This window comes from Stenotrophomonas sp. STEN038, from assembly GCF_056759895.1.
Window position 1 is genome coordinate 1 of sequence record NZ_JBRRDW010000057.1, and the last position, 26,045, is coordinate 26,045.

At 62.6% G+C, this 26,045-nt stretch carries 28 protein-coding genes; 10 read left to right on the forward strand and 18 right to left on the reverse strand.

Annotation, left to right across the window (positions count from 1 at the left end):
* Positions 1-146: 146 nt before the first annotated feature.
* The 7 genes from ACVOLS_RS18150 to ACVOLS_RS18180 form a co-directional block, all read right to left on the reverse strand.
* Positions 147-1,223, reverse strand: coding sequence for a serine hydrolase domain-containing protein (locus tag ACVOLS_RS18150; RefSeq protein WP_481546799.1), 1,077 nt, complete (start codon positions 1,221-1,223; stop codon positions 147-149).
* A 135-nt stretch (positions 1,224-1,358) separates the two neighbouring features.
* Positions 1,359-2,177: an alpha/beta fold hydrolase gene (locus ACVOLS_RS18155; protein ID WP_481546800.1), complete on the reverse strand. Its 819-nt coding sequence runs from the start codon at positions 2,175-2,177 to the stop codon at positions 1,359-1,361.
* Positions 2,178-2,491: 314 nt separating this feature from the next.
* Positions 2,492-2,941: a nuclear transport factor 2 family protein gene (locus ACVOLS_RS18160; protein ID WP_481546801.1), complete on the reverse strand. Its 450-nt coding sequence runs from the start codon at positions 2,939-2,941 to the stop codon at positions 2,492-2,494.
* 60 nt (positions 2,942-3,001) lie between these two features.
* A complete protein-coding gene (locus ACVOLS_RS18165) occupies positions 3,002-3,901 on the reverse strand; it encodes a type 1 glutamine amidotransferase domain-containing protein (protein ID WP_481546802.1) in 900 nt (299 codons plus the stop codon).
* Between the two features lie 90 nt (positions 3,902-3,991).
* Entirely contained in the window at positions 3,992-5,008 is a 1,017-nt protein-coding gene (locus ACVOLS_RS18170; RefSeq protein WP_481546803.1) for an AraC family transcriptional regulator, read from the reverse strand.
* 126 nt (positions 5,009-5,134) lie between these two features.
* Positions 5,135-6,334: an MFS transporter gene (locus ACVOLS_RS18175; RefSeq protein ID WP_481546804.1), complete on the reverse strand. Its 1,200-nt coding sequence runs from the start codon at positions 6,332-6,334 to the stop codon at positions 5,135-5,137.
* Between the two features lie 33 nt (positions 6,335-6,367).
* Entirely contained in the window at positions 6,368-7,573 is a 1,206-nt protein-coding gene (locus ACVOLS_RS18180; RefSeq protein WP_481546805.1) for an MFS transporter, read from the reverse strand.
* A gap of 133 nt (positions 7,574-7,706) precedes the next feature.
* Between ACVOLS_RS18180 and ACVOLS_RS18185 the strand changes: the two genes are divergently transcribed.
* Complete coding sequence (locus ACVOLS_RS18185; protein ID WP_481546806.1) at positions 7,707-8,291, forward strand: TetR/AcrR family transcriptional regulator; 585 nt, start codon at positions 7,707-7,709, stop codon at positions 8,289-8,291.
* Positions 8,292-8,381: 90 nt separating this feature from the next.
* Here ACVOLS_RS18185 and ACVOLS_RS18190 read toward each other — a convergent pair whose 3' ends face one another.
* From ACVOLS_RS18190 to ACVOLS_RS18215, 6 genes are all read right to left on the reverse strand, one after another.
* A complete protein-coding gene (locus ACVOLS_RS18190) occupies positions 8,382-8,597 on the reverse strand; it encodes a hypothetical protein (RefSeq protein WP_481546807.1) in 216 nt (71 codons plus the stop codon).
* A gap of 4 nt (positions 8,598-8,601) precedes the next feature.
* The gene (locus ACVOLS_RS18195; RefSeq protein ID WP_481546808.1) at positions 8,602-9,810 is read right to left on the reverse strand and encodes a low temperature requirement protein A; all 1,209 of its coding nucleotides are present in this window, start codon (positions 9,808-9,810) and stop codon (positions 8,602-8,604) included.
* Positions 9,807-10,076: a hypothetical protein gene (locus ACVOLS_RS18200; protein WP_481546809.1), complete on the reverse strand. Its 270-nt coding sequence runs from the start codon at positions 10,074-10,076 to the stop codon at positions 9,807-9,809. The genes ACVOLS_RS18195 and ACVOLS_RS18200 overlap by 4 nt, the downstream gene beginning before the upstream one ends.
* A gap of 136 nt (positions 10,077-10,212) precedes the next feature.
* Positions 10,213-10,986, reverse strand: coding sequence for an SDR family oxidoreductase (locus ACVOLS_RS18205; RefSeq protein ID WP_481546810.1), 774 nt, complete (start codon positions 10,984-10,986; stop codon positions 10,213-10,215).
* A gap of 96 nt (positions 10,987-11,082) precedes the next feature.
* Positions 11,083-11,676 carry a hypothetical protein gene (locus ACVOLS_RS18210; protein ID WP_481546811.1) on the reverse strand — a complete coding sequence of 198 codons (594 nt, stop codon included), beginning with the start codon at positions 11,674-11,676 and terminating at the stop codon, positions 11,083-11,085.
* A gap of 43 nt (positions 11,677-11,719) precedes the next feature.
* A complete protein-coding gene (locus ACVOLS_RS18215) occupies positions 11,720-11,995 on the reverse strand; it encodes a hypothetical protein (RefSeq protein ID WP_481546812.1) in 276 nt (91 codons plus the stop codon).
* Positions 11,996-12,141: 146 nt separating this feature from the next.
* On the opposite strand from ACVOLS_RS18215, the gene ACVOLS_RS18220 reads away from it, so the two are divergent.
* Together ACVOLS_RS18220 and ACVOLS_RS18225 are read left to right on the forward strand one after the other, a co-directional pair.
* Positions 12,142-12,516, forward strand: a complete 375-nt coding sequence (locus ACVOLS_RS18220; protein WP_481546813.1) for a hypothetical protein — start codon at positions 12,142-12,144, stop codon at positions 12,514-12,516.
* Positions 12,517-12,957: 441 nt separating this feature from the next.
* Entirely contained in the window at positions 12,958-14,148 is a 1,191-nt protein-coding gene (locus ACVOLS_RS18225; RefSeq protein WP_481546814.1) for a sensor histidine kinase, read from the forward strand.
* Between the two features lie 12 nt (positions 14,149-14,160).
* Here ACVOLS_RS18225 and ACVOLS_RS18230 read toward each other — a convergent pair whose 3' ends face one another.
* Positions 14,161-14,862: a response regulator transcription factor gene (locus ACVOLS_RS18230; protein ID WP_481546823.1), complete on the reverse strand. Its 702-nt coding sequence runs from the start codon at positions 14,860-14,862 to the stop codon at positions 14,161-14,163.
* A 360-nt stretch (positions 14,863-15,222) separates the two neighbouring features.
* On the opposite strand from ACVOLS_RS18230, the gene ACVOLS_RS18235 reads away from it, so the two are divergent.
* The 4 genes from ACVOLS_RS18235 to ACVOLS_RS18250 all read left to right on the forward strand — a co-directional run bounded on the left by ACVOLS_RS18235 (position 15,223) and on the right by ACVOLS_RS18250 (position 19,326).
* Positions 15,223-15,498 (forward strand): metal/formaldehyde-sensitive transcriptional repressor, encoded by a 276-nt coding sequence (locus tag ACVOLS_RS18235; protein ID WP_282268719.1) that lies wholly within the window; start codon positions 15,223-15,225, stop codon positions 15,496-15,498.
* A 48-nt stretch (positions 15,499-15,546) separates the two neighbouring features.
* Positions 15,547-16,656 carry an S-(hydroxymethyl)glutathione dehydrogenase/class III alcohol dehydrogenase gene (locus ACVOLS_RS18240; RefSeq protein WP_481536904.1) on the forward strand — a complete coding sequence of 370 codons (1,110 nt, stop codon included), beginning with the start codon at positions 15,547-15,549 and terminating at the stop codon, positions 16,654-16,656.
* 94 nt (positions 16,657-16,750) lie between these two features.
* Entirely contained in the window at positions 16,751-17,578 is an 828-nt protein-coding gene (gene fghA / locus ACVOLS_RS18245) for an S-formylglutathione hydrolase (RefSeq protein ID WP_481546815.1), read from the forward strand.
* 488 nt (positions 17,579-18,066) lie between these two features.
* Positions 18,067-19,326: a GGDEF domain-containing protein gene (locus ACVOLS_RS18250; protein ID WP_481546816.1), complete on the forward strand. Its 1,260-nt coding sequence runs from the start codon at positions 18,067-18,069 to the stop codon at positions 19,324-19,326.
* Positions 19,327-19,463: 137 nt separating this feature from the next.
* Here ACVOLS_RS18250 and ACVOLS_RS18255 read toward each other — a convergent pair whose 3' ends face one another.
* From ACVOLS_RS18255 to ACVOLS_RS18265, 3 genes are all read right to left on the reverse strand, one after another.
* Positions 19,464-20,141 carry a Dph6-related ATP pyrophosphatase gene (locus ACVOLS_RS18255; RefSeq protein WP_481546817.1) on the reverse strand — a complete coding sequence of 226 codons (678 nt, stop codon included), beginning with the start codon at positions 20,139-20,141 and terminating at the stop codon, positions 19,464-19,466.
* 3 nt (positions 20,142-20,144) lie between these two features.
* Positions 20,145-20,483 (reverse strand): hypothetical protein, encoded by a 339-nt coding sequence (locus ACVOLS_RS18260; RefSeq protein ID WP_481546818.1) that lies wholly within the window; start codon positions 20,481-20,483, stop codon positions 20,145-20,147.
* A 71-nt stretch (positions 20,484-20,554) separates the two neighbouring features.
* On the reverse strand, positions 20,555-21,499 hold the full coding sequence (locus ACVOLS_RS18265; RefSeq protein ID WP_481546819.1) for a DegV family protein: 945 nt from the start codon (positions 21,497-21,499) through the stop codon (positions 20,555-20,557).
* A 248-nt stretch (positions 21,500-21,747) separates the two neighbouring features.
* Between ACVOLS_RS18265 and ACVOLS_RS18270 the strand changes: the two genes are divergently transcribed.
* Positions 21,748-22,287, forward strand: coding sequence for a DUF924 family protein (locus tag ACVOLS_RS18270; RefSeq protein WP_481546820.1), 540 nt, complete (start codon positions 21,748-21,750; stop codon positions 22,285-22,287).
* Positions 22,288-22,661: 374 nt separating this feature from the next.
* Here ACVOLS_RS18270 and grxD read toward each other — a convergent pair whose 3' ends face one another.
* The gene (gene grxD, locus ACVOLS_RS18275; protein WP_481516589.1) at positions 22,662-23,588 is read right to left on the reverse strand and encodes a Grx4 family monothiol glutaredoxin; all 927 of its coding nucleotides are present in this window, start codon (positions 23,586-23,588) and stop codon (positions 22,662-22,664) included.
* A gap of 60 nt (positions 23,589-23,648) precedes the next feature.
* On the opposite strand from grxD, the gene ACVOLS_RS18280 reads away from it, so the two are divergent.
* On the forward strand, positions 23,649-24,428 hold the full coding sequence (locus ACVOLS_RS18280; RefSeq protein WP_481546821.1) for a polysaccharide deacetylase family protein: 780 nt from the start codon (positions 23,649-23,651) through the stop codon (positions 24,426-24,428).
* 41 nt (positions 24,429-24,469) lie between these two features.
* Positions 24,470-25,726 carry a DEAD/DEAH box helicase gene (locus tag ACVOLS_RS18285; protein ID WP_481546822.1) on the forward strand — a complete coding sequence of 419 codons (1,257 nt, stop codon included), beginning with the start codon at positions 24,470-24,472 and terminating at the stop codon, positions 25,724-25,726.
* Positions 25,727-26,045: the final 319 nt, after the last annotated feature.

Here is a 26,045-nt window from a genome sequence, read left to right on the forward strand (position 1 = left end):
CCCCCGCCCCCCCCGCCCCTGCCGTCTCCCCAGGCTGCCCGCGATCCCGCTGCGTGCGGGGGGGGGGCCCCCCCCCCCCCCCCCCCCCCCCCCCCGGCCGGCCCCGGGGCCCCCCCCCCCCCCCCCCGCCCCCCCCGGGTTCCCGTCTACTTTACCTCGGGAAACACCACCTCGCGACCGTAGAAAAGATCCACGACTGCCTGCAGAAAATCATTGGTCGGGATGCGCTCGCCGTTGGTCGAATATGCGATCGCCACACCATCGCTCGGGTTGTAGATCACGCGCGAGTGCGAGCCGAGAACGTCGCCACCGTGACCTAGGAAGTGATTCCCGCCGTAGTTGAACTCGGCCAGTCCTCGTCCCCAATCGCTGCCAGTCGGCCGCGGCTTCATCTGCTCCACGGTCTCCCTGCGCAGCAGCTTGTACTCAAACAGCGCGGTGATCAGCACATTCAGGTCGTGTGGGGTGGCCGCGATATCACCAACGCCGATCACGTTGGAGTAGTCGACATCCTTGATCTCCTCCCACTGGCCCGTGAACGTATAGGACTTGAAGGTGTTGGTGGGGTGAGCCTTTGTCGATGCGAGATTTTTTAGACCCAGCGGCGCTGCAATCTCCTGAGCGACGATATCGTGATAGTCGCGCCCATAGACTCTCTCAAGGATCATCCTCAGCAGGAAGTACGCAGAGTTGGAGTACGCGACACGTTCACCTGGCTCGAACGTCGCACCCTGCCTCTTGATCTCCTCCAGGATCTCCCTCTGGCTGTGTGGGTCAATCAACCAAAGCGAGCCATCCTTTATGCCGAAATTCCCGAGCCCACTGGAATGCCCCAACAGGTTCCTGATGGTGATCTTCTTTGCAGACGGCATATCAGGATAAAAGTCGGACAACCTGTCATCCAGACTCAGACGCCCATCTTCTATCAACTTGAATGCCACAATCGCGGTCACCATCTTGGTTACCGACGCGATCTGGTACTTGCTGTTCCCATCGTGCGCAACGCCGGCCATGTTCTGCTGCCCGAAGCTTCTGGCATAGACCTCGCGACCGTTCTTGAAAATGGACACACTGCCGATGCCACCATTGTTGTCTTCGACATGGCTGAGGAAGTCATCAAGCCTTTCCACATGCACCGCTTGTGACGATCGCGGTTCCGATTGCACCAATAGCGGAAGCGCCAGGGCCGGAAGAAGCATCAACAAGGCTGCCAGTCTCTTCATTTCGCTCGCGTCTCTTCAATCATTCAAAGGCGATGGCGGCACGGCACTGCGATCGGTGCCGCGTGCGTGACGGTGATGGTGAGGTATTGCACGGGCTTTGCGTTGTGCAGGCAGCACTGCCACGTAGCAGGTGGCTCAATGCTGGCCTGCAATGTCCTTGATAGCGTCGGCAACCGCTGCCGGGTTCTCGCGATGGATGTTGTGGCCGGTGACGAAGTAGCGGTGGAAGCCACGGTCGCAGGCACTGAACAATGCGGCGTGCTGCGCTTTCCACAGCGCTTTGCCGGCGGCTGTTTCCTCGAAAACGAAGGGTTCGGCGGCGACCTGCGTGGCGGTGAGCAGCGCGACCGGCAGGTCCGGCATGGCGCTCGGCATGCGGGCGTCAGGCGCATCAAGCTGGGTGATCAATGCCCGATAGTCGGCGGCCATGGGCGGCGACAGCATGCCCAGCAGGGCGGCATCATCGGCTTGTACACGTGCTGCATCGGCCTGTTTGAACGCGTGTCGCTGGCCCAGCGTGGCCGGGTCTACGAGCACCAGCGCCTGCAGTTGTTGCGGGTGGCGGCGTGCGAACTCGGTGGCAAGCAATCCACCATACGAATGGCCGACCAGCACGATCTTCTGTCCACTGGCGAGGTCACTGATCACGGCGCCGAGATCAACGAGGTGAGCGCCGATGTCCTTGGGCTTGCCGTCGCTGGTCGACTTGCCAAGCCCCGCGCGGGAATAGGTGATGCTGTGATAGCCGGGGCCAAGCGCAGTGATCACGTCCTTCCATGTGTCCTTGCCCTGGCCGAAGCCCGATTCGAAAACCACCGTGACCGGCCCGGTTCCCGACTGCTCGGCACTCAGCTTGTAGGCGCCGCGGTCCACGATCACTTCGCTGGCTTGAGCCGCGCTGGCAGCAGCCAGCAACGTTGCCAGCAGCCATACCTTCAATGTGCCTGTACTCATCGGTTCCCCCTGGATGCTGATGTTGTTGGGCCCGCCATGCATGGAGCAGGATTGCGCGCATGCGTCGGTCCGTGCCGCCTTTGGTGGGTAGTGTGTTGATACTATAGTTGGGTATAACACCTAACATCCCTGCCAGAAGTCATGCTCGCCTGCACAGGGAGGGGAGGGCTCGCTGGTGGGGTGCTGGGCGGCGGAGGAAGGGGGCGGCCCGCGCGACGGTTCATGCATCCGGATCCGCCGGCACCACATGGACGAAGCGCCCGGTTTTCACCGGGCGCTTCACCACGCAACTCAGGCGAGCAGCAATGCGGCGCTCAGCTTGCCGGCGTCTTGCGCTTTCCACTCCATGACTTGCTGACAATCATCCAGTTGCCGTCGATCTTTGCCAATGCCAGGTAGTCCGAGCCGTCCCATGTCGGATAGTCGAGCGTGAGCTTGACCACGGCCGCGCTGTCGGTGACATCCAGGATCCGGTATTGGCGGTGACGTTGTGCCTCATCCGGCGCTGGCTTGCCGGGAAATCCTTTGGCCCATTCTTCCGTGGTCTCCATCACGACGGCACCGCGATTGGACGAATAGCCGATAACCACGCCGTCTTTCCGCAGTACGCCGCTGAGCAGGTTGGCATCGCCTGCTTCGAAGCCGCGTAGCAGGGTCTGCATGGCGCGATCAACCTCGGCACGCTCGTTGCCTTGTGCCATCAGTGATGTCGGGAGCAGGAGCAGGGCTGCGGCGAGAACCGTGGATCGGATTGAAGTGTTCATGGGTGTCCTTGCTGTTGTTGGGTGGGTGATGTGATCGGAGGTGGTCGGAGTTCTGGCTGCTCAATTCCTCCTGGTCTGGCTGATCTGCGGAGTGGGAAGCTTGCGCAGCGCTTCGACCACGGCTGCAGCCAGCGGTGCCGCTGACCGATAGTTCTGGCCTGTCATCACCCGGCCGTCGACTTCGATATAGGGGTCGTTGCTGTCCACGACGTTGAACAGGCCGCCACGGGACTGCACCGCTTGCCGCATCTGGAACGGGAACTCCTTGAAGTAGGCGGCGCTACGGTCTTCGTGTTCTTCGGGATAGCCGGTGATGCGCTTGCCGGCGAGCAGGCTTTGGCCGCCAGCGAGTTTGAGGTTCACGATTCCGGCCGTGCCATGGCACACCGCCGAGACCACCCCGCCATTGCGTTCGTAGACATGCATGGCGATGTCCTGCAGGGCGCGGTTCTCCGCCACGCCGTACATGGCGTTGCTGCCGCCGACGTAGTAGACGGCGCGGTACAGGCTGGGGTCGATCTGCGCCGGTGTGGCGGTGTTGCGCAGGCCGCGCATGATGCGGTCGTCCTGCAGGCGCGGCTCCACTTCCTTGCCCACGTAGGGGTCGAGGATGGGTACGTCGCCGCCGTCAGGGGTGACGAAATCCACTGCATAGCCAGCGGCCTGGAACGTATCCCAGGCGTGGACCACCTCGCCGAAGCTGATGCTGGCCGGGATGTTCGAGCTGCCGTGCACCTTGCTGCTGGCAAGGATGAACAGGATGCGTTGTTGTCCGGCCCTGTTGGGGACGGCCAGGCTGGTGCTGGCGACAAGTTGCTTGTTGCCGGCCTGGTGCACGGATGTGTCAGGCAGCGGCCGCTCCATGGCGGGCCCGGGGCTCGCCGCGGCGTTGGAAATGCCGCCCTGCCATGCGCATAGCAGCAGGATCAGCAACGGTTTGAGGAGTCGATGTAAGGGCATGGCGCCGGCTCGTTGGGGTGAGCCTGCAGCCTATATCGACCCTTTTAAATCAATGTCTTGCTGTGTAATTCCGGAGTGCTGGAATCAATTTCAGGAGTTGCCGGCAGCTGCGCGGAACGCCCCTGGAGGGAGGCCCTCCAGCTTTTTGAAGGCGGCGTGGAAGGTGGACATCGATTGGAAGCCAGCCTCCTCGGCGACCAGCTCCAGCGGCTTTGGCGGCAGCTGCAGCAACAGTGCTTTTGCTTCGATGACACGCAACTGCGCCAGGTATTGTTTGAACGAAGTCTGCTTGTTGTCGTTCAACAGCTGCGACAGCCGGGTCTGCGGAATGCCCAATCGACGGGCGAGACGGGGCAGGGTCAGCCCGGGGTCCAGGTGCAGGCGCTCGCGCGCCATCAGCTCGGCCAAAGCCTGCAGTTGTGGTGCTGCCTCGTCTTCGGAAATGCGCCGGTCCTGGTAGGGCTCGATCGGCGCCTGGCCGGAACGCAGGCGCAGGTAGACCAGCACGCTCGCGGCCAGGATGAAGGTGAAGGACAGCGCGCCAACGATGTAAGAGGTGTAGCCCGCGGTGAAATAGGCGGCCCAGATCAGCCACACGCCGAGCAGCGCTCCCAGCAACAGCGCGCCGGAGGGAGTGCCGCTGAGCTGGGCACGGTGCGGGTACAGCAGCCCGCTGGCCAACAGCAGATAGCCCAGCCAGACATATTGAATGGCGGGGGTGATGGTATGCAGCCACAGCTCGGGATGGCCGGTGTAGGGCAGGAATACATTCACCCCGATGACAATGGCCAGCAGTGCGGTGAGGTGCCAGCGGTCTGCCAGCCGTGGACCGGGAGTGCCGGCCAGGCTCGAACGCAGTAGAAAGAACAGACACGGCCCGATCATGAAGCAGGCGGTCAAACCCAGTTGCAGGAACACCCGGGGAATGTCCGGCCAGAAGTAGTAAGCAACCGATTTGCCTGTGCGCATGCCTACGACCAGAATCAGCAGCGCCAACCAGCGCTGGCTGGGCTCGCCCTTGGCCCGCCACCACAGGAACGATGCCAGGACGGTGCCAATGAAGGCGCCGAGCATGGCAAAGAAGAACAGGAAGTGTTGGCTCAGCATTGGCGAAGTATTGAGAAAACCAATCTTTCGTCAAGTTGCGGAGGTCATGCGCGAGCCGGCGAGCATCGGCGGATGCGGCCTGTCATGGGGCGCGGGTCGAGATGGCCGGGCCCCCGTGTTGGGAGTTCAACTGCCGTCAACCACGTTGGGGCGTCCACCACGATCAACGCCAGCGATGCACAGCAGCAACGCGCTGGCAGCGAGCACAGCCGTCGCCCATAGGTTGCCGCTCAGGCCAAGCTGGTCCAGCAGCAGGCCGCCCCCCCACGCGCCAAGTGCGATGCCTATATTGAATACACCCACGTACAGCGCACTGGTCACCTCAACTGCGCGCGGAGCCGCCAGCATCATCCATGTCATCAGCCCAACCGACACGCCGCCGTAGGCAAGCCCCCAGAGCAACAGCAGCATGCTTCCCTGCAGTGGCGCAGCGCCGATGGAGAGAAACAGGATTGAGGTAGCCAGCAAGCCAGCTGCAATAGCCATCACCGTGCTGGACACCTGCCGCGAGGCGATCAGCCCCACCAGGAAATTGCCGCCGATCCCGGCCACGCCGTAGGCAAGCAGCAGCCCGCCGATCCATGAGGCGTCCACGCCAGATACCAGCTCCAGCAGTGGCCGGACAAACGTGAATGCCACGAAGTGGCCGGTCACCAACAGCAGCGTCACCCCCAGCCCGAGTCGCACGCGTGGATTGCGCAGTTGTTCTGCGAAGTGACGCAGTTGCATCGACGCTACGACTGGCAGCGAGGGAATCACGGCAAGCTGAAGCAGCAGCACGGTGGCACTAAGTAGCGCCATGCCCGCGAACGCCTTACGCCATCCAAGCAGCTCACCGACCCATGCGCCCAGCGGAACGCCAAGCACGGAGGCGGCGGCGACGCCACCGAAGATGATCGAGGTGGCCAGCCCCACGCGCTGCGCGGACACCAATCGCATCGCCAGCCCGCCCGCAATTGCCCAGATCCCACCCATGCACACGCCCACCAGCAATCTGGCAGCCAGCATCCATTGCATGCTCGGTGCGATCGCGGACGCTGCATTGGCCGCCACCAGCAAGGCCAGCAGCGCACAGAGAATGTAGCGGCGGTTGATACCACCAGCGGCAATCACCACCAACGGCGCGAACAATGCGGCCAGCAATGCGGGTGCCGATATCAGCAATCCCGCGTTGCCGGTGGAGATGCCAAGATCGGCGGCGATGGGGGTAAGCAAGCCGACTGGCAGCATCTCGGTGGTGACTACCGAAAAGGTTGCCAGGGCTATGGCAAGAACTGCCAGCCACGGGTGTGCCACGGCGGCTGCCGTGGAGGATTGGGTTTGCATGGTTTGCTCCTGAAGGAAGATGTGTCGGCAGCGTCAACAAGCGTTGGCGGAATGCTGCAGGCAGGGACGTAGGCGTCGGCTGATCCAGATCGACAGCAGCAACACTGCAGCACCAGCACCAACGCTGATGGCGAAGCCAGCCTGGGCGCCGGCCAGATCCACAAGTTGCCCGGTTGCTGCGGCGCCTGATGCGACGCCGATATTCAGTCCGGCCAGCAGCCAGGTCATGCCTTCGGTCAGCTGTTGCTCCGGCACGCTGCGCTCTACCAACGACATCACCACGATCATCGTTGGTGCGAAGAACATGCCCGCCAGCAGCACGCTTGCTGCAAACGCTGGCAGGTTTGTCACCAGCAGCAAGGGCAGTGTGGTCAGTGCTGTCGCGGCGCCGCCCCACAGCAGCAATTGGTGCAAAGGGGTTCTGAGTTTCAGCGCACCAAACATGAGGCCTGCCGCGCAGGAGCCCAGTGCATAGGCAGACAGCACGATGCTGGCAGCCATGGGGTGGCCGTGCTGTTCGGCGAAGGCCACGCTGGTGATGTCGATGGTTCCAACGATCATGCCCATTGCGACCATCAGCAGTGCCAGTCCTCGTACTTCCGCTATCGTCATTACCGACCGATTGGCCTTGCCTGCGGCATGCGGGGCGAGCTGCGGTTGCGTTGCCCGCTGCATTGCCAGCGCAGCCGCGCCTACGGCCAGCAGCAGTGCGGCCAGCAGCACGCCTGCCTGCGGGAACAGGCCAACGCAAAGGCCAACCGACATCGGTGGCCCGGCGATGAAACTCATTTCGTCGAACACTGTTTCCAATGAGTAGGCCGTCTGCAGTTGCGGCTGCCCGCGGTAGAGAGCGGTCCAACGGGCCCGGGTCATCGCCGACATGCTGGGCATGCATCCGGCCAAGGCGGCGCAAGGGAACAGCAGCCAATCCGGCGCCTGCCAATGGCTGGCTACGATGAGCAGCAGCATGCCTGCAACGCTCGCGGCCGAAGCCAACGGCAACACCTTTGCCTGGCCGTAGCGGTCCACCCAACGCGAGATCTGCGGCGAGGCCAGCGCATAGACCAGCACAAAGGTGGCCGACACCGCGCCGGCCAGTGCGTAACTGCCATGTAGCTGCGCCAGCAAGGTGATGATGCCGATGCCGGTCATGGGCAGTGGCAGCCGGGCCAATAGCCCGGCCAGAGCGAACCCGGAAGTGCCGGGTGCAGCGAAGAGGGCGCGATAAGCAGTGGCCATTGGGGTCTCCGACGGGTTGCGGCTTGCCATGGCACTGGCTGGCCGCAATAATACATACAAGGCGTATGTAAAAGGCTACATACATACGCCGTGAATGTAAATAAACATACGTTGCGTATGAAAGGAGATTGCCGTGGTCCGCCGCACCCGCGTTGAAATGGAGGCAACCCGTGCCTTGCTATTGGCCACCGCCCGTCGCGTTTTCGCCGAAAGCGGCTATGCGGACGCGTCGATGGATGAGCTGACCGCACAGGCGGGGCTTACCCGTGGCGCGCTGTACCACCACTTCGGCGACAAGAAGGGTTTGTTGGCAGCGGTGGTCGAGCAGATCGATGCGGAAACAGATGCGCGGCTGCAGGCCATCAGCAGTGCCGCAAGTGATCCCTGGTTGGGCTTCCAGCAGCGCTGCCGGGCCTATCTGGACATGGCGCTTGAACCGGAGATCCAGCGCATCGTCCTGCGCGATGCGCGCGCTGTGCTCGGCGGTGCATCGCTGGATTCGCAGCGGCATTGCGTGGACTCGATGCAGCACCTGATCGAGGAGCTGGTTCGCCTGGGCGTTGTTGCCGAAGTGGACGCGCAGGCCTTGGCATCGCTGATCTACGGCAGTCTGGCCGAGGCTGCCTTCTGGATAGCGGAAGGCGCTGATGCCGATGTCCGCCTGCGCAAATGCGCGGCCGCATTGGAGCTGATGTTGCGGGGATTGGGGCCGCGCTAGTGGAGCGCGTTGCTGTGGCAGTGCGGGCAGGCGGCCAGCCCAGGCCAGTTGTCGGCCCGCGATTCCGACGGGGCGGAACATGCAGCCGGATCAACGACCCGAAGGATGCTTGCTGATGACCTGGTTCGGTGATCTGCATCGGCAGGGGCTGTGGCCGCAATCGAGCTCATTGCCCGTCGACAGGTTGAAACCCTGCGCGCCGATCACTGCGGCTGTCTGGGCAGTTGGCTTCGGCATCGGCCGGGCAACACCGCCGATGCCGTCGATCTTGCGCAGGATGCCTTCGTGCGGCGCTTCAAGGCGCATGCATTCAATCCTGTTCTGCGCCGCGCCGCCGTGAAAGCCGACGTGCCTCCCAGAAGCTGACGATCAGTACGACCGCCGTGGTCAGCCAGCCCATCAGTAGCATGTCTGCAAGCAGGCCAACCGGTACCAGCGCCAGCAACAGCAGCGCGCCTATCAGGTGGGATATCGGTATGGCGCCATAGACGATTCGCTTGTAAGCGGCACTGCCGAGCAGATAGATCGCGGGCCCGGCCAGCAGAATTGCGATCTGTGCGGTGGCCGGATGGGCGTGTGGATGTGCCAGCACCAGATCGTTGCCGACCGCCGAGGCGATGACACCTGCGATGAGAATGGCGTGGACGTAGTGGAAGTAGGCGCCGATGCGGCCGGGGTCGTCCGAGTGCGAAATTGCGTTGGTTGCATCCTTGCTCGATGTGCCGAAGTACAGCCACCACATGGCCAAGGTGCCAAGGAAGGTGGCCAGCAATGCAAGCACGACAGGGCCATCCCATTCGGCGGCTCCGGCAAGCGTGGCGCCGCTGGCAAGCAGGGTTTCGCCAAGTGCCACGATCACGAACAGCTGGCAGCGCTCGGCCAGGTGGCCACCTTCGATGGTCCAATCCCGCGTGCGCGAGCGGCCCATGCCAGGCAGGGCAAAGCCGAACATCGGCGATACGTATTCACACAGTACGGCGACCAGCCATAACAATGCGCGGGCCTCATGCTGCACCATCGCCCCGGACAACCAGAACACTGCCGAGATCAGCAGCCAGCCCAGCATGCGCCGGTAATTGGGCGCCAGCGGATGGCCGGCCGGCAACTGCAGTGCAATGAAGGCGGTTCGACCCACCTGCATTGCCACATAGGCGGCGGCGAATACCAGGCCTCTGTCAGCGAAGGCCATGGGAATGCTTGCGGCCATCACCAGCCCAAGCAGCATGGTCACGAACATCAAGCCACGGATGCGCGGTGTCTCCGGGTCGAACCAGTTGGTGACCCAGCAGGTGTACTGCCAGCCCAGCCACACCGCGAACCACAGGATCAGCGTTTCGACCACGCCGGCAGTGGTCAGGTTGTGCAGCAGCTCATGGCTGAGCTGCGTCACCGCGAACACGTAGACCAGGTCGAAGAACAGTTCTTCATAGGTCACGCGCGCATGGTGCCCGTCGCGACGACGCAGCAGCGGATGGCTGGGGAATTGTGTGGCAGGCACGTCGGTCGTCACCGGCTTCATGACAGTGAGAGCCGCCAGGCCACGACGCAGGCGATGATCGCGGGTACGGCGAAGACCAGCACCAGGATGGGCAACTCCTCGCGGAAGCTGTACCCGGCATGGGCAACGCCCACCCACATGTTGATCGCTGCAACCACCAGCCAGACCGGAATGAACGCCTTGGCTGCCAATGCCATGCCGGCGGTGGTGGCGGCCCACAGCCAGCCAAACAGGAGGAACAGGCCAAGAAGAATCAAACCACCGATGATCACCAGAACGACATGCATGCTCACTTCTCCCTGGAAACGGGTTCAGGCGTGGCCGGGCTTGGCCCCGCCTGGCGGTGCGTCTGCGCTGAGGAGAATACGCTCAGACTCCCTGCGACGTCCTTGCCGCGTACGGTGGAGACCCATCACTGAAGGCTTACCGCGTCGTGTAGCCGCCGTTGGCGAAGATCGTCTGCCCGGTGATCCACCAACCGTCCGTTACCAGGAACCTGACGATGGGGGCGATGTCCTCGATATCGGTTAGCCCGGTCCTGCTGTACTTGCTCAGTGCGGCCGCGGACTTGTGATAGGCCACTGCATCAGGCTGTTCCTGACCGTAGAAGAACGGGGTATCCATTGGGCCAGGCCCAATGGCATTGACCGAGATACCCCTGTCGCCGAATTCCTTGGAGGCCGCGCGGGTGTAATGTTCAACTGCCGCCTTGCTGCCGGGATAGATCGCATAGAACGGTGTGTATGCGGCCAGCAGCGAGCTGACGATGGTGACGATGTTGCCGCCATCAGCCAGTACCCGGCCTGCCTGCTGTATGAAGAAGAAAGCAGCTTTGGCGTTGGCATCGAAGCTCTTGTCGTAATCCGCCTCGGTGATCTCGGAGATCGGCTTCTTGATCACCACGCCTGCGGTGTTGATCGCGACGTCGACCTGGCCAAAATGGGCTTTGGCCTGTTCGAACAATTGCACATTGTTTGCGACTACCGCCAGATCACCCTGGAACAGGATGGCGTCCGCCCCCTTTGCTTTCAGTTCGGCGGCCGTTCTCTCCGCATCCTTTCTCGAGGAGTCGCTGTTGTAGTGGATGGCGATCCCGCGGGCCCCTGCATCGACAAACTGATGGGCCACCAAGGCGCCAAGGTTCTTGCCGCCGCCTGCGATTACCGCGACTTTGTTTTTCAGGGAATGCTCAGTCATGTGGATGGTCCTCTGATCAGGGAACTGGTTTCGACGTTGGTCGGGGGATTTCACGCGCGGGCTTTCCCTGAAAGACGGGAGATGCGCGTGGACTCGTCAACGGCTATGGCAGCGTCGATGAATACCTTTGGCGTTGCTCAATGCCGCACGCATCCGTAGAAGCTGCGCACGGCTTTCCTTGGAGACATCAAGACGGCTGGCACCGGCCAGGGTCTCGGGGGCGCTCAGCCAGGGTCCGGCAGCGGCTCCCAATGCAGCGGTAGCTGCTTCTGTGATGCATCTTTCCCTGAGTGCGGTCAGTACCGGTTGCAGCTCGCGCATGGTTCTCACGCGCAATGGAGGACATGGCCGTTGCGCAGGATCGGCGAGCAGAACCTGTTGCAGATGAGCGGCTACATCCTCAAGCAGCCCGGAAGTCGCAGGGTCCAGTGGCCTGGCTTCGGCGAGGCATCGGGTGATCCTGTCGATGAGGAGATTCGCTTCGTTGTCCAGACGCGGATTCTTGGGCATGGTCGACCGGGAGTTCGTTCTTGCAGGTTGGGGCGCCTGGCAGCGGAAACCGGCGGGCTGCGATGGGAGATCGCCCGTTCGGTAGCCTGTCTCCGGGTGGTGAAACGTCCAGTTCTGCCGTCGCACGCGACACGGATCGCTGGAATCCTGGCGTTGCTTGGCCGTGGTCAGGATGCTCATCATTTATCACCGGTTTCATGAGAAAGCATGCGTGTTACCTGCGCTATGGCTGGATATATTCCGCAGCGGGGAGTAGGGCTGCACTGGAATGGCCAAGCGGATCCCGTTCGAATGGGAGCAACGCAACTTCAATTGCTGCCAGCACCATCACGTCTATCTGGTCGCAATGGTCGACACAATTGTTCGAACCATTGAAGTAGAGGCTGGCAGCTGATTGCCTGATCTTCTGCAGGATTTCAATTCGACTGCCTGCGTTCAGTGAAATGTCGTCCAGGGAGTCAATCAGAACTTTCAGCTGATCAATGCTTGCGTGCTTCATCAAATTGATCCAGAACGCGTATGTAATGTGGTAATTGGCGAGGAGAGGTTGGGCGTGCAGCCCTGGCAACTCGGGAAGCAGTACCAATATCCATGGATGCGGCAGGGCATATGCTTATCTATCCAGTAAGGTCGCTTGGAACGCCCTTGAGTTTTCAGCTCCAGCTCGCGGATTGGCCGGAGGTGTGCGTAATGGGCCCCATATTCTCGGAAGAGAAAATCAATGCTGCCCTGAGATTGGCTGTACAGGAGCGCGCGGCCTCCTCCAGGCCTGTTCCGTTGCCGCGAGGCAAGCTACGTGGTGAGATGGCTGCGCGTTTGTCACTGGGGGAATCCTTGAAGGTCATTGTTCTGAACGAGATGATCAAAAAGGACGTCTCGTATCATTCCCTGTCACGAAGGCTGGACATGCCTGCAGAGTTTGTCAGGCAGCGTTTGGATATTCTGGGCGCGACGGACCTTGAGTTCCTGGAGAAGGTCGCAGGCGTCCTTGGGAAACGTTGGTTTGTGTATATCGCATGAGGTCGTGTCCAGCTGTGGCGCTGCAGCTGTAGAGGCGACATCGTCTGCGGTAGCCCTTGTACCTCGTATCGGTTACTCCTTCGCGACAGGAAGGAGGTCTTGAACGTAAGCTACAAAAGCGGTTCGTGGAATACACGCATCGTTCTTCACCTGGTCAGGTGAGAAACGATGAGGAAAGCCGGAGGGACGGACGCCGGTGTCGGTTGCTCCGCGCGTAGGCCAGGTGTCAGGAGATTCCTTATCAAGCAGCTAGCTATTCTCAGGCCGGTGCAGCGCTGGCTTTCCGACATCCCGGTGCAGGATCCGGTCGATCGGCGCAATGCGCCGTTCCTGCAGGTATTGCTGATCTTCCTTGGCGTTTTCATCCCGCTCAACAAGTCGCTGTATCTCTATGCGGTGCTGAGCGGGCGTTGGTCGGCTGATTTGCCGCCACGCAGCGCCATGCTCGCCGACCTGACGACAGACGTGTTGATGACGTCGGCAGCATGGGCCTGTGTCTGGTTGATCCGAACGGGGCGGTTCCGTCGTGGCATGCACCTGTTCCTCGGCGTGGTGTTGTTGTCGATGGCGGTCATCTACACCGCGACCGGAATGCTCGGTCTGCGCTTCGATCCCATGCCGATGATCCTGCTGGCGCTTGCAGGTCTGGTCCTGGGGCGGCGGACCTTGTGGATCACCTACGCGACCTGCGTTGCCATCCTGGCGGCGACGCTGCTTGCGGATTATCTGCGGGCAAATCTCGGAGGCGGCGCGGCGTCGGTCGCGGGAGTCGGCAAGGCGGTTTCGTTGGCCGGGATCTGGTTGATCATTGCGATTGCCTTGGATCGGACCGTGGCTGCATTGCGCAACAGCCTGGAGGAATCAAATGCCCGTGGCCGCGAACTGGAGCTGGCCTATAGCCGGCTCCAGGAGGAGGTCGCAGAGCGTGAACGTACCCGCGAGCAGTTGATTCACGCCCAGAAGATGGAAGCGGTTGGGCGCCTTGCCAGCGGCGTGGCACATGACTTCAACAACGTACTCGGGATAGTCCTGGGTCAGGCGGCGCAGCGCGAGCGCTTGGCAGACAAGGGGGCGACGGCGCTCTATGGCGCGTTGGAGGACGTTGAGCTCGCTGCCAAGCGGGGGCTGGCGATCAGCAGGAAATTGTTGAATTTCAGCAGGCAGGACGTGGCACGTCCACAGGTTTTCGATGTGCGCGCTTCGCTCGGTGAGCTGTCGCCGATGCTGAAGCAGCTCTTTGGTGGGCGCGTGCAGCTGCAACTCGACTGCGGTGATGAGGCCTTGCCGGTGCGCATGGATGCTGACCGCTTCGGGCTGGTCATCCTCAACATCGCTGCCAATGCGAGGGATGCAATTCCCGGCGCGGGTACTTTCCAGGTCAACGCCGAACGGGAAGGGGAAGCGTGGGTCTCGCTGACGCTGCAGGATGATGGCCACGGCATGACAGAGGCCATTCGAGCAAAGGCGTTCGATCCGTTCTTCACCACCAAACCTGTTGGCTTGGGAACCGGCCTGGGCTTGCCGGTGGTGATGGACATGGTCCTTGAAGCGGGTGGAAGCGTTGAACTTGCTGCCCGGCAACCGCAGGGAAGCACGGTGAAGATACTTCTCCCGCTGGTCCCTCTGCCCTGAAGTTCGATGCACTCAGTTGGCGAGCAGGTAGCCCTTTCCGCGAACAGACAACAACGGCAGGGGCGGCGACCCGGGTGCCGCGCTGGCGGCTTTCCGGCGGATCCGGTGCACCAGGGCTTCGAGGCGATGCGGATCGAAGTCGGAGGCATTGTCTGTCAATGCCTCGATCAGGCGTTCCTTCTCGACAGTCTGTCCACGGTTGGTATTGAGCAGGCTCAGGAGTGATCGTTCCGGAGTCGTCAGGGCGATGATGCGCCCGGATGGGGGCACAAGGCACCAGTCATCGGATACCAGTACCCAATGCTCATTGGCGCCCGCAGTGTCGGTGTCATGCCCGTTCTTCGGGGTGCGGTCAAGGCGGCGTGACAAGCTGTGCAGCGTGGCCGCAATGATGTCGATGTCGACCGGCTTCGAGAGGTAGGCATCCGCACCGTGGCGCATTGCCTGGAGGTGGTTGTCCCTGCTTTCCGTACCGGTAAGCATGATCAGGCCGAGCCCGGGTTGTATCTGGCGAAGGTGCGCCGCAATGCTCAGGCCATCCTCGCCCGGCAGGGCGATGTCCAGGATCACAACGTCGAATTTCTTGGTCAGCAGGCTGCGGTAGAGCCCGGTGGCGTCATTGAAACCGTCCACCTCGAAGCCATAGTCACGCAGGCCAGGAAGCAGGATGCGTTCAAGCAGCACCGCGTCGTCTTCGGTAATGGCCACCCTCATTGGAAGGTCAGGGCTTTTGTCGACTTGGTAGCTCAAGTTGGTGATGTCTGGATTGTCTTGCCAAGACTACTTGAGTTACGCGGATAGCATCCAACTTTTCTTGGGCAGCGAAGCTTGGCAACCAGCCGTGGACGACCATGTGCGAATTGAGTGACAGGCACTTCCAGCAGGTTTGGTCGTGGTGGCTCGTTCGCCTGGCCTGAATGGGGGATTGGAGCAGGCAATGGCCTGTAAAACCGCAGTTGATGGACGAGCGCGCTGTAAGGTGACGGTGGCGCCATTCGCACAGGAAACCGGTCGATTGGCGTTTTCAATGGTTCCAAAATATACTATCCCCCAGTACAGGATACGAGCGCAGCCATGCCGCACTCCCCCGAAGAGAAGAAAAAGGTACTGGCCCGGGTCAAACGCATCCGCGGCCAGTGCGATGCGCTGGAGCGGGCTTTGGAAGCCGGCGCTGATTGCAATCCGGTGCTGCAGCAGATCGCGGCCATCCGCGGTGCAGTCAACGGGCTGATGTCCGAGGTGATGGAGGCGCATCTGCGCGAGGAATTCGGCCAGCCGGCACGCTCCGATGCGCAGCGCGCTGCACGCGTTGCCGAGATGTCCAGCTTGATCCGTTCCTATCTCAAATAATTCCGGCGGCGCCTTGCGTCGTCTTCGTCATTCCAGCAGGAGAAAGTCATGAAATCACGTGCCGCCGTTGCCTTTGGCCCGGGCCAGCCCTTGCAGATCGTCGAGATTGATGTCGCGCCGCCGAAGGCAGGCGAAGTACTGGTCAAGATCACCCATACCGGCGTCTGCCATACCGATGCCTTCACCCTGTCCGGTGACGACCCGGAAGGCCTGTTCCCGTGCGTGCTGGGCCATGAAGGCGCCGGCATCGTGGTTGAAGTGGGCGAGGGCGTCACCTCGGTGAAGGCCGGTGATCACGTCATTCCGCTGTACACGGCCGAGTGCGGCGAGTGCCTGTTCTGCAAGAGCGGCAAGACCAATCTGTGTACCTCCGTGCGCGCCACCCAGGGCAAGGGCGTGATGCCGGACGGCACCAGCCGCTTCTCGTACAACGGCGAGCCGATCTACCACTACATGGGCTGCTCCACTTTCTCCGAGTACACCGTGGTGGCCGAAGTATCACTGGCCAAGGTCAACCCGGAAGCCAATCCGGAGCACGTCTGCCTGCTGGGCTGTGGCGTCACCACCGGTATTGGCGCTGTGCACAACACCGCCAAGGTGGCCGAAGGCGACAGTGTCGCGGTGTTCGGGTTGGGTGGTATCGGCCTGGCAGTGATCCAGGGCGCGCGCCAGGCCAAGGCCGGTCGCATCATCGCCATCGACACCAACCCGTCCAAGTTCGAGCTGGCCAAGCAGTTTGGTGCCACCGACTGCGTCAATCCGAAGGAGCACGACAAGCCGATCCAGCAGGTCATCGTCGAAATGACCGGTTGGGGCGTGGACCACAGCTTCGAGTGCATCGGCAACACCAATGTGATGCGCGCTGCGCTGGAATGCGCGCACCGTGGCTGGGGCCAGAGCGTGATCATCGGCGTGGCGGGCTCGGGTCAGGAAATCTCCACCCGTCCGTTCCAGCTGGTGACCGGTCGCAAGTGGATGGGCACCGCGTTCGGTGGTGTGAAGGGTCGCAGTCAGCTGCCGGGCATGGTCGAGGATGCGATGAAGGGCGACATCGAGCTCGCGCCGTTCGTGACCCACACCATGGAACTGGACAAGATCAACGAGGCCTTCGACCTGATGCACGAAGGCAAGTCGATCCGCTCGGTCATCCATTACTGATCACCGCCCATGTTGTAGGAGCGGCGTAAGCCGCGAAGCTGGCGTTCTATCAGTCGCAAATATCACGCAACTCAACATCAGGAATTCAAAAACCATGCAACGACTCGAACACCGCGCCTGCTTCGGCGGCTGGCAGGACGTTTACCGGCACGAATCCAAGGTGTTGGGTTGCGAGATGACGGTTGGCGTGTACCTGCCGCCGCAGGCCGAGCACGGCCCCTGCCCGGTGCTGTACTGGCTGAGCGGCCTGACCTGCACCGAGCAGAACTTCATCACCAAGTCCGGCGCACAGCGCTATGCGGCCGAGCACGGCATCATCCTGGTGTCGCCGGATACCAGCCCACGCGGTGATGCAGTAGCCGATGCCGAGGGCTATGACCTGGGCAAGGGCGCGGGTTTCTACCTCAACGCGATCCGTGAGCCGTGGTCGCGGCATTACCGCATGTACGACTACATCGTCGACGAGCTGCCGGCGTGGGTGGAAGCCGATCCTGCCGCCAGCGATGTACGCGCGATCAGCGGGCATTCGATGGGTGGTCATGGTGCGCTGACGATTGCGCTGAAGAACCCGGGCCGCTATCGCAGCGTGTCGGCGTTCTCGCCGATTGTGGCGCCGTCGCAGGTGCCGTGGGGGCAGAAAGCGTTTGCGGCCTACCTGGGCGAGGATCAGGAGGTCTGGAAGGCGTATGACGCGACCGAGCTGGTTGCGCATGCGCAGGAAAAGCTGCCGCTGTTGATCGATCAAGGCGGCGCTGATGAGTTCCTTGATAACCAGTTGCGCCCGCAGTTGTTGCGGGCAGCATGCGAAGCTGCGGGGCATCCGCTGGAACTGCGTATGCAGCCGGGCTATGACCATAGCTACTACTTCATCAGCAGCTTCATCGGCGATCACATCGCGCACCACGCCAAGGCGATGCGCTGAGGCGGTTTTGGTAGAGCCGAGCCATGCTCGGCTGGGGCTCTACCAGCTAGGCTCTGCCGAGTATGGCTCGGCACTACAGGAAGCCTCTGCCGAGCATGGCTCGGCACTACAGGAAGGCCCAGGCGAGCATCGCTCGGCACTACGCTCTGCTCCCTCCCTTTCGCGCAGCGAAGGGGAGGGCTGGGGAGGGGTTGGTGTTTCGCTTGGAAGGCACTTGCCGAGCATGGCTCGGCACTACGGGTCGGGTTTCGGTGGCGGGGTCTGGGTCACGTTGTCGAAGTGGCCGTCGCGCTATCGTGCGGGCATGGCGCCTGTCCGATGGGGAATCCATGCCGCTAGTGCTGGTCCTGCTGTTCATCCTTTGCCATGGCTTGGTCCTCGCTGTTGGGTCGGGGCCAGCCGGCACTGGCTCCTTCATCTTCCTGGTGGCAGCGCCGCTGCTTGCTGCCTGCAGCTGCGTTTGGCGTGCTCGGCAGGATAGGGCGGCATTGGGTTGGTACGCGACGGCGCTGGCGATGCTGCTATGGGCCGGCGGCATGGCCCTCAATCTGGTCGATGCACTGGGGGCGGGCCGTGCCGACATCACGCCTCGGGCCAGCATGTTGTTGTATGTGCTTTACGCCGTGCCGCTGGTGTTCATCCTGGCCCGCGCACGGCGCGAGCGCGCCAGCATCAGCCTGATCGATGCGGCGATGGCGGCGTTGTTGGGCGTGCTGTTCTTCGTGCATACCGGCTTCTTCGCCGACCGCGTCGATGTAGACGAACAGGCGATGAGCAACATGCGCTACATGTTTGATATCCAGAACCTGTGCATTGCCAGCTTCGCAACCGTGCGCTGGCTGGCCGGTGATGTGCCGGAGTGGCGTGTTTTTTTCCGTGCGCTGGCGCTGTATGCCTTGGCGTACCTGCTGGTGGCCGGGTACATCAACCACTTTGCGTCTGAAGATTCCTTCGGCGCATACAACGATCTGCTGATCGATCTGCCATTTCTCCTGTTGATGTTGCTGGCCGTGCGCAAGGTATCGGCACCGGTCTTCGTGCCGGATCCGCGGCTGTCGCGGTTGGTGCAGGCTGGCGGTCCGATGATCCTGCCTCTGTTGCTGCTGGTGGTGGGTACCTTGGTGGTGGACCATGCGCGGACGCTGGCGGTGACCGGCTTCGTGGTTGCAACCATTGGCTTCAGCCTGCGCAGCACGCTGCTGCAGATCGGCCTGTTGGAGGGACAGGCCGCACTGGATCAGCTGGCAAGGCAGGATGGTCTGACCGGCGTGGCCAATCGCCGTCAGTTCGACGCGGTCCTGCAGACCGAGGCCAGCCGCGTACATCGCAGTGGCGCCGGGTTGGGTCTGCTGCTGGTCGATATCGATCACTTCAAGGCATTCAATGACGCGCACGGCCACCCGGCCGGTGATCGTTGTCTGCAAGCGGTTGCGGCGCGGCTGCAGGCGAATGTCCAGCGTGCGGGCGATTGTCTGGCGCGCTATGGCGGAGAAGAGTTCGCGGTGATCGTGCCGGACTGTGGAAGGGAAGATGCGATCGCTCTCGCGGAGAAGCTGCGGCTGGCCATCGAAACGCTTGCGTTGCCAGAAGGGCCGGTCAGTATCAGCGTTGGTTTGGCGTTTCTGCAGGCTTCGGCCAAGGCAGCTACAGCGCAACTTCTGGACGATGCAGATGCGGCGTTGTATGCGGCGAAGCGTGCGGGCAGGAATCGGGTGTCGGTACGCGACGGCGCGGTGGCGTGGTTCTGATGATCGTTAAATGCAGCGCCCTCTCTTGTAGGAGCGGCGTGAGCCGCGAAGCTCGTATGCCCAGCTTTGCAAGCACAGCTGCGATTGCACGGAATGCTGTTGTTCTTGCAGCTCTGGCTTCGCGGCTTACGCCGCTCCTACAAAGTCAGGGTGAAATCGGTGTAGGCGTAACGGTTCTCGCGTAGCACGGTGTCGCCCTGTTCAATGCTCAATGGCGCGCGGAACATCGGCCCTGCGCTTACGCAGGTGTGGAATTCACCGTTTTCGCCGCAGGCATCGATGCTTGCCGGTAATGCATCCAGCAATGCTTGATCGAATGCACGGCCCGCAAAACTGGCATCCAGTCGCTCGCTGTCCACGCAGCACAGCTGCGCGCGTAGGCCATCCGCAATCATCTGTCGCGCCAGCGCAGCAGTGTCGCGGCCAAATAGTGGGAACAGCGTATGCCAGCCTTGCGCCGCATACTGCTGTTCGCGCCATAGCCGGATGTCCTCCAGCAAGAGGTCACCGAAGGCGATGGTCGCAAGGCCGGGCCAGCGCTGCTGTGCTTTGTCCAGCGTCGCTGTCATGCGCTGCAGGTACACGGCGTTGTCGCAGACCTGCGGTATCCAGCTTTCCAGCAGCGGCAACCCGGCAGCGTCTGCCTGGGCCAGCAATACTTCGCGACGTACGCCCTGCATCGAGGAGCGGTCATAGCCTTCGGTCAGCGTGCTCAGCAGCGCGACAACCTCGATGCCATCGCGTTGCTGGAGTTCGTGCAGTGCCCAGGCGGCGTCTTTGCCGCCGCTCCATGACAGCAGTACCGGTGTTCTCACCACTCAGCGCACATCACGCAGTTCCCAATGGCTGCCGGCCAGCATGCGCAGGCGCTGCTTGAACAGGTCGCCGGGCAGACTGGTATTGGCGACCAGGTCGATGCGCAGGTCGGACTGCTTGCCGGTGACCGTGGCGTTCGGGTCAACCGCGCCCAGGCCGGGGTCCACGTCATCGGGCTCGTCCTGGGTGGCCTTCCAACGTTCGAACAGCTCCGGCGTACGCAGCGCAGCCTGCAGTTGCTCGGCGAAGGCATCCGCGCCGCTGGCAGTGAACGATAGGCGTGGGTCGGTGCCGCGGGCCTTGGCCGGATCGGGCAGCGAGATGGAATAGAGCACGGACATGGGAGCCTCCTTGGTAGAGCGTCAGACTAGCGCGTCTGATGTAGTGATTCTGTCCAGATGATGCAGCTTGATCAGCTACCGAAGGTATGCGGCTCATCGGCGAAGCCAATGGTCACTGCGCCCTTGCCCACGTTGACCATGCCGGTCAGGCTCATCACCGCTTCCAGCAGGGCCACGCCGTGCTGGTCACAGGTATCGCGCAGTTGTTGGTAGCCGGGCAGGGCGCGCAACTCGTCCAGCGGGCCGCCGTAGCTGACGCAGACCACCGGGGTCATCAAACCGTGCAGCACGCGCCTGCCGACGAAGTCGAACAGCGCCTGCACCGCGTTGTCGAAGCCCTTGATCTTGGCCACCGGCTCGGTATTGCCACGGTAGCCATGCAGGACGGGTTTGATGTCCAGCGCGCTGCCCAGGGCGACGCTGAGCAGGCCTACGCTGCGGTCGCCCTTGTGGCGGGCGCGGGCGCGCAGGTAGTAGAGGTCGCGGGTGACCATGTAGCCGTGCACGTTGCTGGCCACCAGCTCCAGGCGTTCGCGCATCTGCGGGACGGTGGCACCGCTGTCGCGCAGGCGTACCGCTTCCACCGCGCTCACCGCCTGTGCGGCGAACAGATTCTGGGTGTCGATGACGCGCAGGCTGAATGGCGAATTGTGGCCGGCCGCCTGGCGGATGGGCTTGTATTCGTTGAGGATGCTGTAGCCGGCCTGCACCGCGTTGTCATGGATGGGGCTGCGGGTGCGGGTGATGGTCATGCAGAACACCTGGTCGAAATCGGTGACCAGATGGCTCAGGAACAAATCACGGATCTGCTCGGCGCTATAGGGGATGGTTTCGGCTTCGGCGCTGCGCTCGCTCAGCGGCCCCTGCAGGAAGGCCAGGGTGGACTCCTCGTCGCGGTGGTCGGGGAGCACCGTGTCGCCGATCCGTACGCTGATCGGGAGCAGCACGATGTTGTTCTGTTGCAGATAGCCCTTGGGCAGGTCGAAGGCCGAGTCGACCACTATTCCTATGCGCATGCTTTGTACCCCCCGAGGGTCGTAACAGTCCCGAAAGATAGGAACCCTATCTCAAAACCTGGGATGGAGTTGGTGGTTTATGCGGACAACGTCCCAATCCCGGGTAGGTTTTTTCACCTTTTCCTCATTTCATAGCGTGGGGTAGCCTATTAAGCTACTGCCAAGCAGCTGAGGCCCCGTCCCCGGATGCGACGACATAGGTGGGAAGTGTCATCGCCTGAGAGTAGGTGGTGAACCAGGAATCAGTAATGGAAACTGCAAGTTCGGTAGTTGAGTTCTGGCGCGCGGCTGGTCCGCAGCGTTGGTTTGTGCGTGATGAGGCCTTTGATGCCGAGTTCCGGGAGCGCTTCCTGGACCTGCACTACCAGGCTGCCAGGCGCGGTTGTGAGGACTGGCTGGAGAATGCCGAGGGCGCGTTGGCGCTGCAGGTCCTGCTGGACCAGTTTCCGCGTAACTGCTTCCGCGGCACCGCGCACTCTTACGCTACCGACGGGCTGGCGCGGCATTACGCTACCCGCACTATCGAGGAAGGTTGGGATCGCGAACTGCCGCTCAAGCTGCGGGCGTTCATCTACCTGCCGTTCGAGCACTCCGAGGATCCGCAGGATCAGGAGCGCGCGGTAGCGATGTTCGAGGTGCTAGGTGATCTGGAGTACCTGAAGTACGCCGAAGTACATCGCGATGTCATTCGTCGCTTTGGCCGCTTTCCGCACCGCAATGCGGTACTCGGGCGGATTCCGACTGCGGAAGAACTGCATTTCCTTGCTGAAGGTGGCTTTGCTGGCTGAGCGCCCGGCAGGGACTGGAGTTGCTGACGGCGTTGTTGGATACACGCCTGTCCATCAGGTACTGCTCATCGCGGCACGCATGCAGTGCAGCATTGGGTTCGAATGTCATCTGACCACTCAAGTGCTTTGCGGCTGATGTCGTTTCCACAAAAGGGCACAGGCTGCATGCTTCTGGTTTGCATGTAGGAGCGGCATCAGCCGCGAAGCTGACATTGCTGCAGTGCTCGTTACCTCTGCGATCCGATGTTCTATCAGCTTCGCGGCTGACGCCGCTCCTACAAGGCAGGCTATCAGGCTGCCGTTCCCGCGCTTGTTCAACGCAGAAAAAACGCCGGCTATGCCGGCGTTTTTCGTATTGCTACAGCGTGTTCCGATCAATACTTCGGAACGCTGTTGTCCACGTTCTCCGACCAGGCATCGATGCCGCCGGTGATGTTGAACACATTGGTGAAGCCCAGTGCCAGGAACTGCGCGGCAGCCTGTGCGCTGCGGCCGCCACGGTGGCACAGGAACGCCAGTGCGGTGTCCTTGGGCAGGGCTTCGAGCTTGGCGCGGTTGTCGCCGTCGAAGGTTTCGAAGCTGCCGTTGATCGCGGCGATGGCGCGTTCGTCAGCCGGACGCACGTCAACCACGGTGATGGCACCGGCACGCAGCTGGTCGTCGGCGCTGCGCACGTCCAGATCCTGCACCGGCTTGGGTGCGTTCGGGTTGTTGATCGCCAAACCCTGACCGCGGATGTCGTCGACCCAGTCGATGGTGATGCCGTTGGCGCGACGCGCGCTGGAGGAATCGAACTGCACGCGCAGGCCGTTGGATTCGGCAGCGATGGCATTGTCGTCGAACGGGGCCAGCTGGAAGTTCGGCTGGAAGCTGGCGTCGATGCTCAGCTGCAGGGCAGCGCCGGGCGAGTCGGCCAGTGCGCCCTTGAGCATTTCAACGGCGGCCGGGGTGACGGTGATCGACGGCGGGGTGCGGTCCGGCGCGGCCAGGCCGAGCAGGCTGCTGAGTTCGCCGCTGCTGGCCATCTGCAGGATGATGTCGCTGCCGCCGATCAGCTCGCCGTCCACGTACAGCTGCGGAATGGTCGGCCAGTCGCCGTAGGCCTTGATGCCTTCACGGATTTCCTGGTCGGCCAGCACGTTGACGTGGCCGAACTGCACGCCCAGGTCCTGCAGCGCGCCAACAGCCTTGGCCGAGAAGCCGCACTGCGGCATGGTCGGCTGGCCCTTCATGAACAGGACGACGCGGTCGGCGCCGAGGATGGATTCAATGCGCGAACGCAGGGCGGGGTCCAGGGACATCGTGAACTCGTATAAGTGGTCGTAGACCAGCTGATTCTACGCTGCATGGCATCATAGGGAATGACTGCCCCGGAAACCCTGCATCGCATTCCCGTACACCCCTGGCGTTGGCTGCCCTGGCTGCTTGTCTCGCAATTGCTGGTTGCACTGCTGTGGTGGCGGCTGGGCTGGATGTGGGGTTTGCCCTTGCTGTTGCTCAGTCACGCGCTGTTCGTCGTACCGGTATTCCTCCCCAACAGCCGCTTTTACGCACCGGTGACCAGTCGCGCGCCCGGCCAGGACGTGTGGCTGACAATTGATGACGGCCCGTCTGCGGAGACGTTGGCGGTGCTCGATCTGCTCGATCGGCACGACGCCAAGGCCACTTTTTTCATGGTCGGCGAGCGCGCGCAGGCCCGCCCGGAGCTGGTGCACGAGGTGCTGCGGCGCGGCCATGACCTTGGCAATCACAGCCATTCCCACCCGCAGGCGCGCTTCTGGGCGCTGGGTCCGGTGCAGATGGCACGTGAAATCGGCCATTGCCAGCAGGCGCTGACCGCCATCGCCGGGGCGCCACCGCGCTGGTACCGCTCGGTGGTTGGCATGACCAATCCGTTTGTGGCTGCGGCGCTCAAGCGGCATGGGCTGGTGCGGATTGGCTGGAGCGCGCGTGGCTACGACGGTGTGAACTGCACGCCCGAGGGGGTGGTCGCGCGGATTGCACCGGATCTGGCGCCTGGCGCCATCGTCCTGCTGCATGAAGGTGCCGCACACGGCCACAACCTGGCCATCATCGACGCCGTGCTGCAGCAGCTGCAGGCCCGTGGCCTGCGTGCCCGCCTGCCGCAGACAACAGCGTAGACTCGCCTCCCCGCCATTGCGCGGCGTTCTGGAACCGCACCATGCCTTTCTCCCAACTCGGCCTGTCTCCCTACGTGCTGCCAGCGCTGCAGCAGGCCTTGCAGCAGGCCGGTTATCTGGCGCCAACGCCGATCCAGCAGCAGGCCGTGCCCTTGCTGTTGAAGGGGCGTGATGTGGTCGCGCTGGCGCCCACCGGTTCAGGCAAGACGGCCGCTTACGTGCTGCCGGCGCTGCAACGCTTCTTCATGGCAACCCCACGCAAGCCGCGCGTACTGGCCCAGCTGATCCTGGTGCCGACCCGCGAGCTCGCCCTGCAGGTCAGCGATGTGTTCACCACCCTGGGCCGTGAGTTGCAGCGTCGGCCGCATCTGGTCTGTGCGGTCGGCGGTGTATCGATCAATCCGCAGATGATGTCGCTGCGCGGTGGTGCCGACATCGTCGTGGCTACCCCGGGGCGCTTGTTGGACCTGCTGGCGCATAACGCCCTGTCATTGAAGCAGGTGCAGCTGCTGGTGCTGGATGAAGCCGACCGTCTGCTGGAGCTGGGCTTCGGCGATGAGCTGCGGCAGATCCTGGCGGAGTTGCCGGTGAAGCGGCAGACCGCCTTGTTCTCGGCCACGTTTGCGGCTGATATCCAGGCCTTGGCTGCAGCGGGCCTGCATGAGCCGCAGCGGCTGGAGATCAGCGAGCAATCGGCGCCGGATATCGAGCAGCGTGTCATCCATGTCGATAGCGCCCGGCGTGCCGAGTTGCTGCTGTCCTTGCTGGAAGATCCACAGTGGCAGCAGGTATTGGTCTTTGTCGGCAGCATCCGTGACGGTGACCGCTTGGCCAGTCTGCTGCGCAAGGCTGGGATCAATGCGCAGGCGTTGCACGGCGAACTGTCGCAGGGGCGACGCTTCCGCATGCTGCAGGACTTCAAGGATGGTGAAACGCGGGTGCTGGTCGCGACCGACCTGGCTGCGCGCGGCATCGATATCACCCGTTTGCCGGTGGTGGTGAATTACGACCTGCCGCGTGCGCCTGCGGATTACCTGCACCGCATCGGCCGCACCGGGCGGGCAGGGGAGAAGGGACTGGCGCTGAGTTTTGTCGATTCGGCGGCGATGGCGCATTGGCGCCTGATCTGCAAACGCCATGGGCTGCAGAGCACGACCGAAGTGATCGAGGGCTTTGAGCCCACGCAGGCAGCGCCGTTGGCCAACGTGGTTGCCGATGACAACGGCGGTATCAAGGGCCGCAGGCCGAGCAAGAAGGATCGCCTGCGGGCGGCCGCTGCGGGAAAGGCCGAGCCCTGAGGGCACCACGGTAGAGCCGAGCCATGCTCGGCAGAGGCGTTACCGGTAAAGCCTCACCTGTAGAGCCGAGCCATGCTCGGCAGAGGCGTTACCGGTAAAGCCTCACCTGTAGTGCCGAGCCATGCTCGGCAGAGGCGTTACCGGGAGAGCCTCACCTGTAGTGCCGAGCCATGCTCGGCAGAGGCCTTGCCGGTAAAGCCTCACCTGTAGTGCCGAGCCATGCTCGGCAGAGGCCTTGCCGGTAAAGCCTCACCTGTAGTGCCGAGCCATGCTCGGCAGAGGCCTTGCCGGTAAAGCCCCTTGCCGAGCATGGCTCGGC

Coding starts and splice junctions, on each gene's coding strand:
- ACVOLS_RS18155 (WP_481546800.1), bottom strand. CDS start 2,177: ATGAGTACAGGCACATTGAAGGTATGGCTGCTGGCAACGTTGCTGGCT.
- ACVOLS_RS18235 (WP_282268719.1), top strand. CDS start 15,223: ATGCCGCACTCCCCCGAAGAGAAGAAAAAGGTACTGGCCCGGGTCAAA.
- fghA (WP_481546815.1), top strand. CDS start 16,751: ATGCAACGACTCGAACACCGCGCCTGCTTCGGCGGCTGGCAGGACGTT.
- ACVOLS_RS18175 (WP_481546804.1), bottom strand. CDS start 6,334: ATGCAAACCCAATCCTCCACGGCAGCCGCCGTGGCACACCCGTGGCTG.
- ACVOLS_RS18205 (WP_481546810.1), bottom strand. CDS start 10,986: ATGACTGAGCATTCCCTGAAAAACAAAGTCGCGGTAATCGCAGGCGGC.
- ACVOLS_RS18190 (WP_481546807.1), bottom strand. CDS start 8,597: ATGCGCCTTGAAGCGCCGCACGAAGGCATCCTGCGCAAGATCGACGGC.
- ACVOLS_RS18240 (WP_481536904.1), top strand. CDS start 15,547: ATGAAATCACGTGCCGCCGTTGCCTTTGGCCCGGGCCAGCCCTTGCAG.
- ACVOLS_RS18195 (WP_481546808.1), bottom strand. CDS start 9,810: ATGAAGCCGGTGACGACCGACGTGCCTGCCACACAATTCCCCAGCCAT.
- ACVOLS_RS18210 (WP_481546811.1), bottom strand. CDS start 11,676: ATGAGCATCCTGACCACGGCCAAGCAACGCCAGGATTCCAGCGATCCG.
- ACVOLS_RS18180 (WP_481546805.1), bottom strand. CDS start 7,573: ATGGCCACTGCTTATCGCGCCCTCTTCGCTGCACCCGGCACTTCCGGG.
- ACVOLS_RS18225 (WP_481546814.1), top strand. CDS start 12,958: ATGCTCGCCGACCTGACGACAGACGTGTTGATGACGTCGGCAGCATGG.
- ACVOLS_RS18150 (WP_481546799.1), bottom strand. CDS start 1,223: ATGAAGAGACTGGCAGCCTTGTTGATGCTTCTTCCGGCCCTGGCGCTT.
- ACVOLS_RS18165 (WP_481546802.1), bottom strand. CDS start 3,901: ATGCCCTTACATCGACTCCTCAAACCGTTGCTGATCCTGCTGCTATGC.
- ACVOLS_RS18285 (WP_481546822.1), top strand. CDS start 24,470: ATGCCTTTCTCCCAACTCGGCCTGTCTCCCTACGTGCTGCCAGCGCTG.
- ACVOLS_RS18260 (WP_481546818.1), bottom strand. CDS start 20,483: ATGTCCGTGCTCTATTCCATCTCGCTGCCCGATCCGGCCAAGGCCCGC.
- ACVOLS_RS18215 (WP_481546812.1), bottom strand. CDS start 11,995: ATGAAGCACGCAAGCATTGATCAGCTGAAAGTTCTGATTGACTCCCTG.
- ACVOLS_RS18160 (WP_481546801.1), bottom strand. CDS start 2,941: ATGAACACTTCAATCCGATCCACGGTTCTCGCCGCAGCCCTGCTCCTG.
- ACVOLS_RS18280 (WP_481546821.1), top strand. CDS start 23,649: ATGACTGCCCCGGAAACCCTGCATCGCATTCCCGTACACCCCTGGCGT.
- ACVOLS_RS18230 (WP_481546823.1), bottom strand. CDS start 14,862: ATGAGGGTGGCCATTACCGAAGACGACGCGGTGCTGCTTGAACGCATC.
- ACVOLS_RS18265 (WP_481546819.1), bottom strand. CDS start 21,499: ATGCGCATAGGAATAGTGGTCGACTCGGCCTTCGACCTGCCCAAGGGC.
- ACVOLS_RS18200 (WP_481546809.1), bottom strand. CDS start 10,076: ATGCATGTCGTTCTGGTGATCATCGGTGGTTTGATTCTTCTTGGCCTG.
- ACVOLS_RS18170 (WP_481546803.1), bottom strand. CDS start 5,008: ATGCTGAGCCAACACTTCCTGTTCTTCTTTGCCATGCTCGGCGCCTTC.
- ACVOLS_RS18270 (WP_481546820.1), top strand. CDS start 21,748: ATGGAAACTGCAAGTTCGGTAGTTGAGTTCTGGCGCGCGGCTGGTCCG.
- grxD (WP_481516589.1), bottom strand. CDS start 23,588: ATGTCCCTGGACCCCGCCCTGCGTTCGCGCATTGAATCCATCCTCGGC.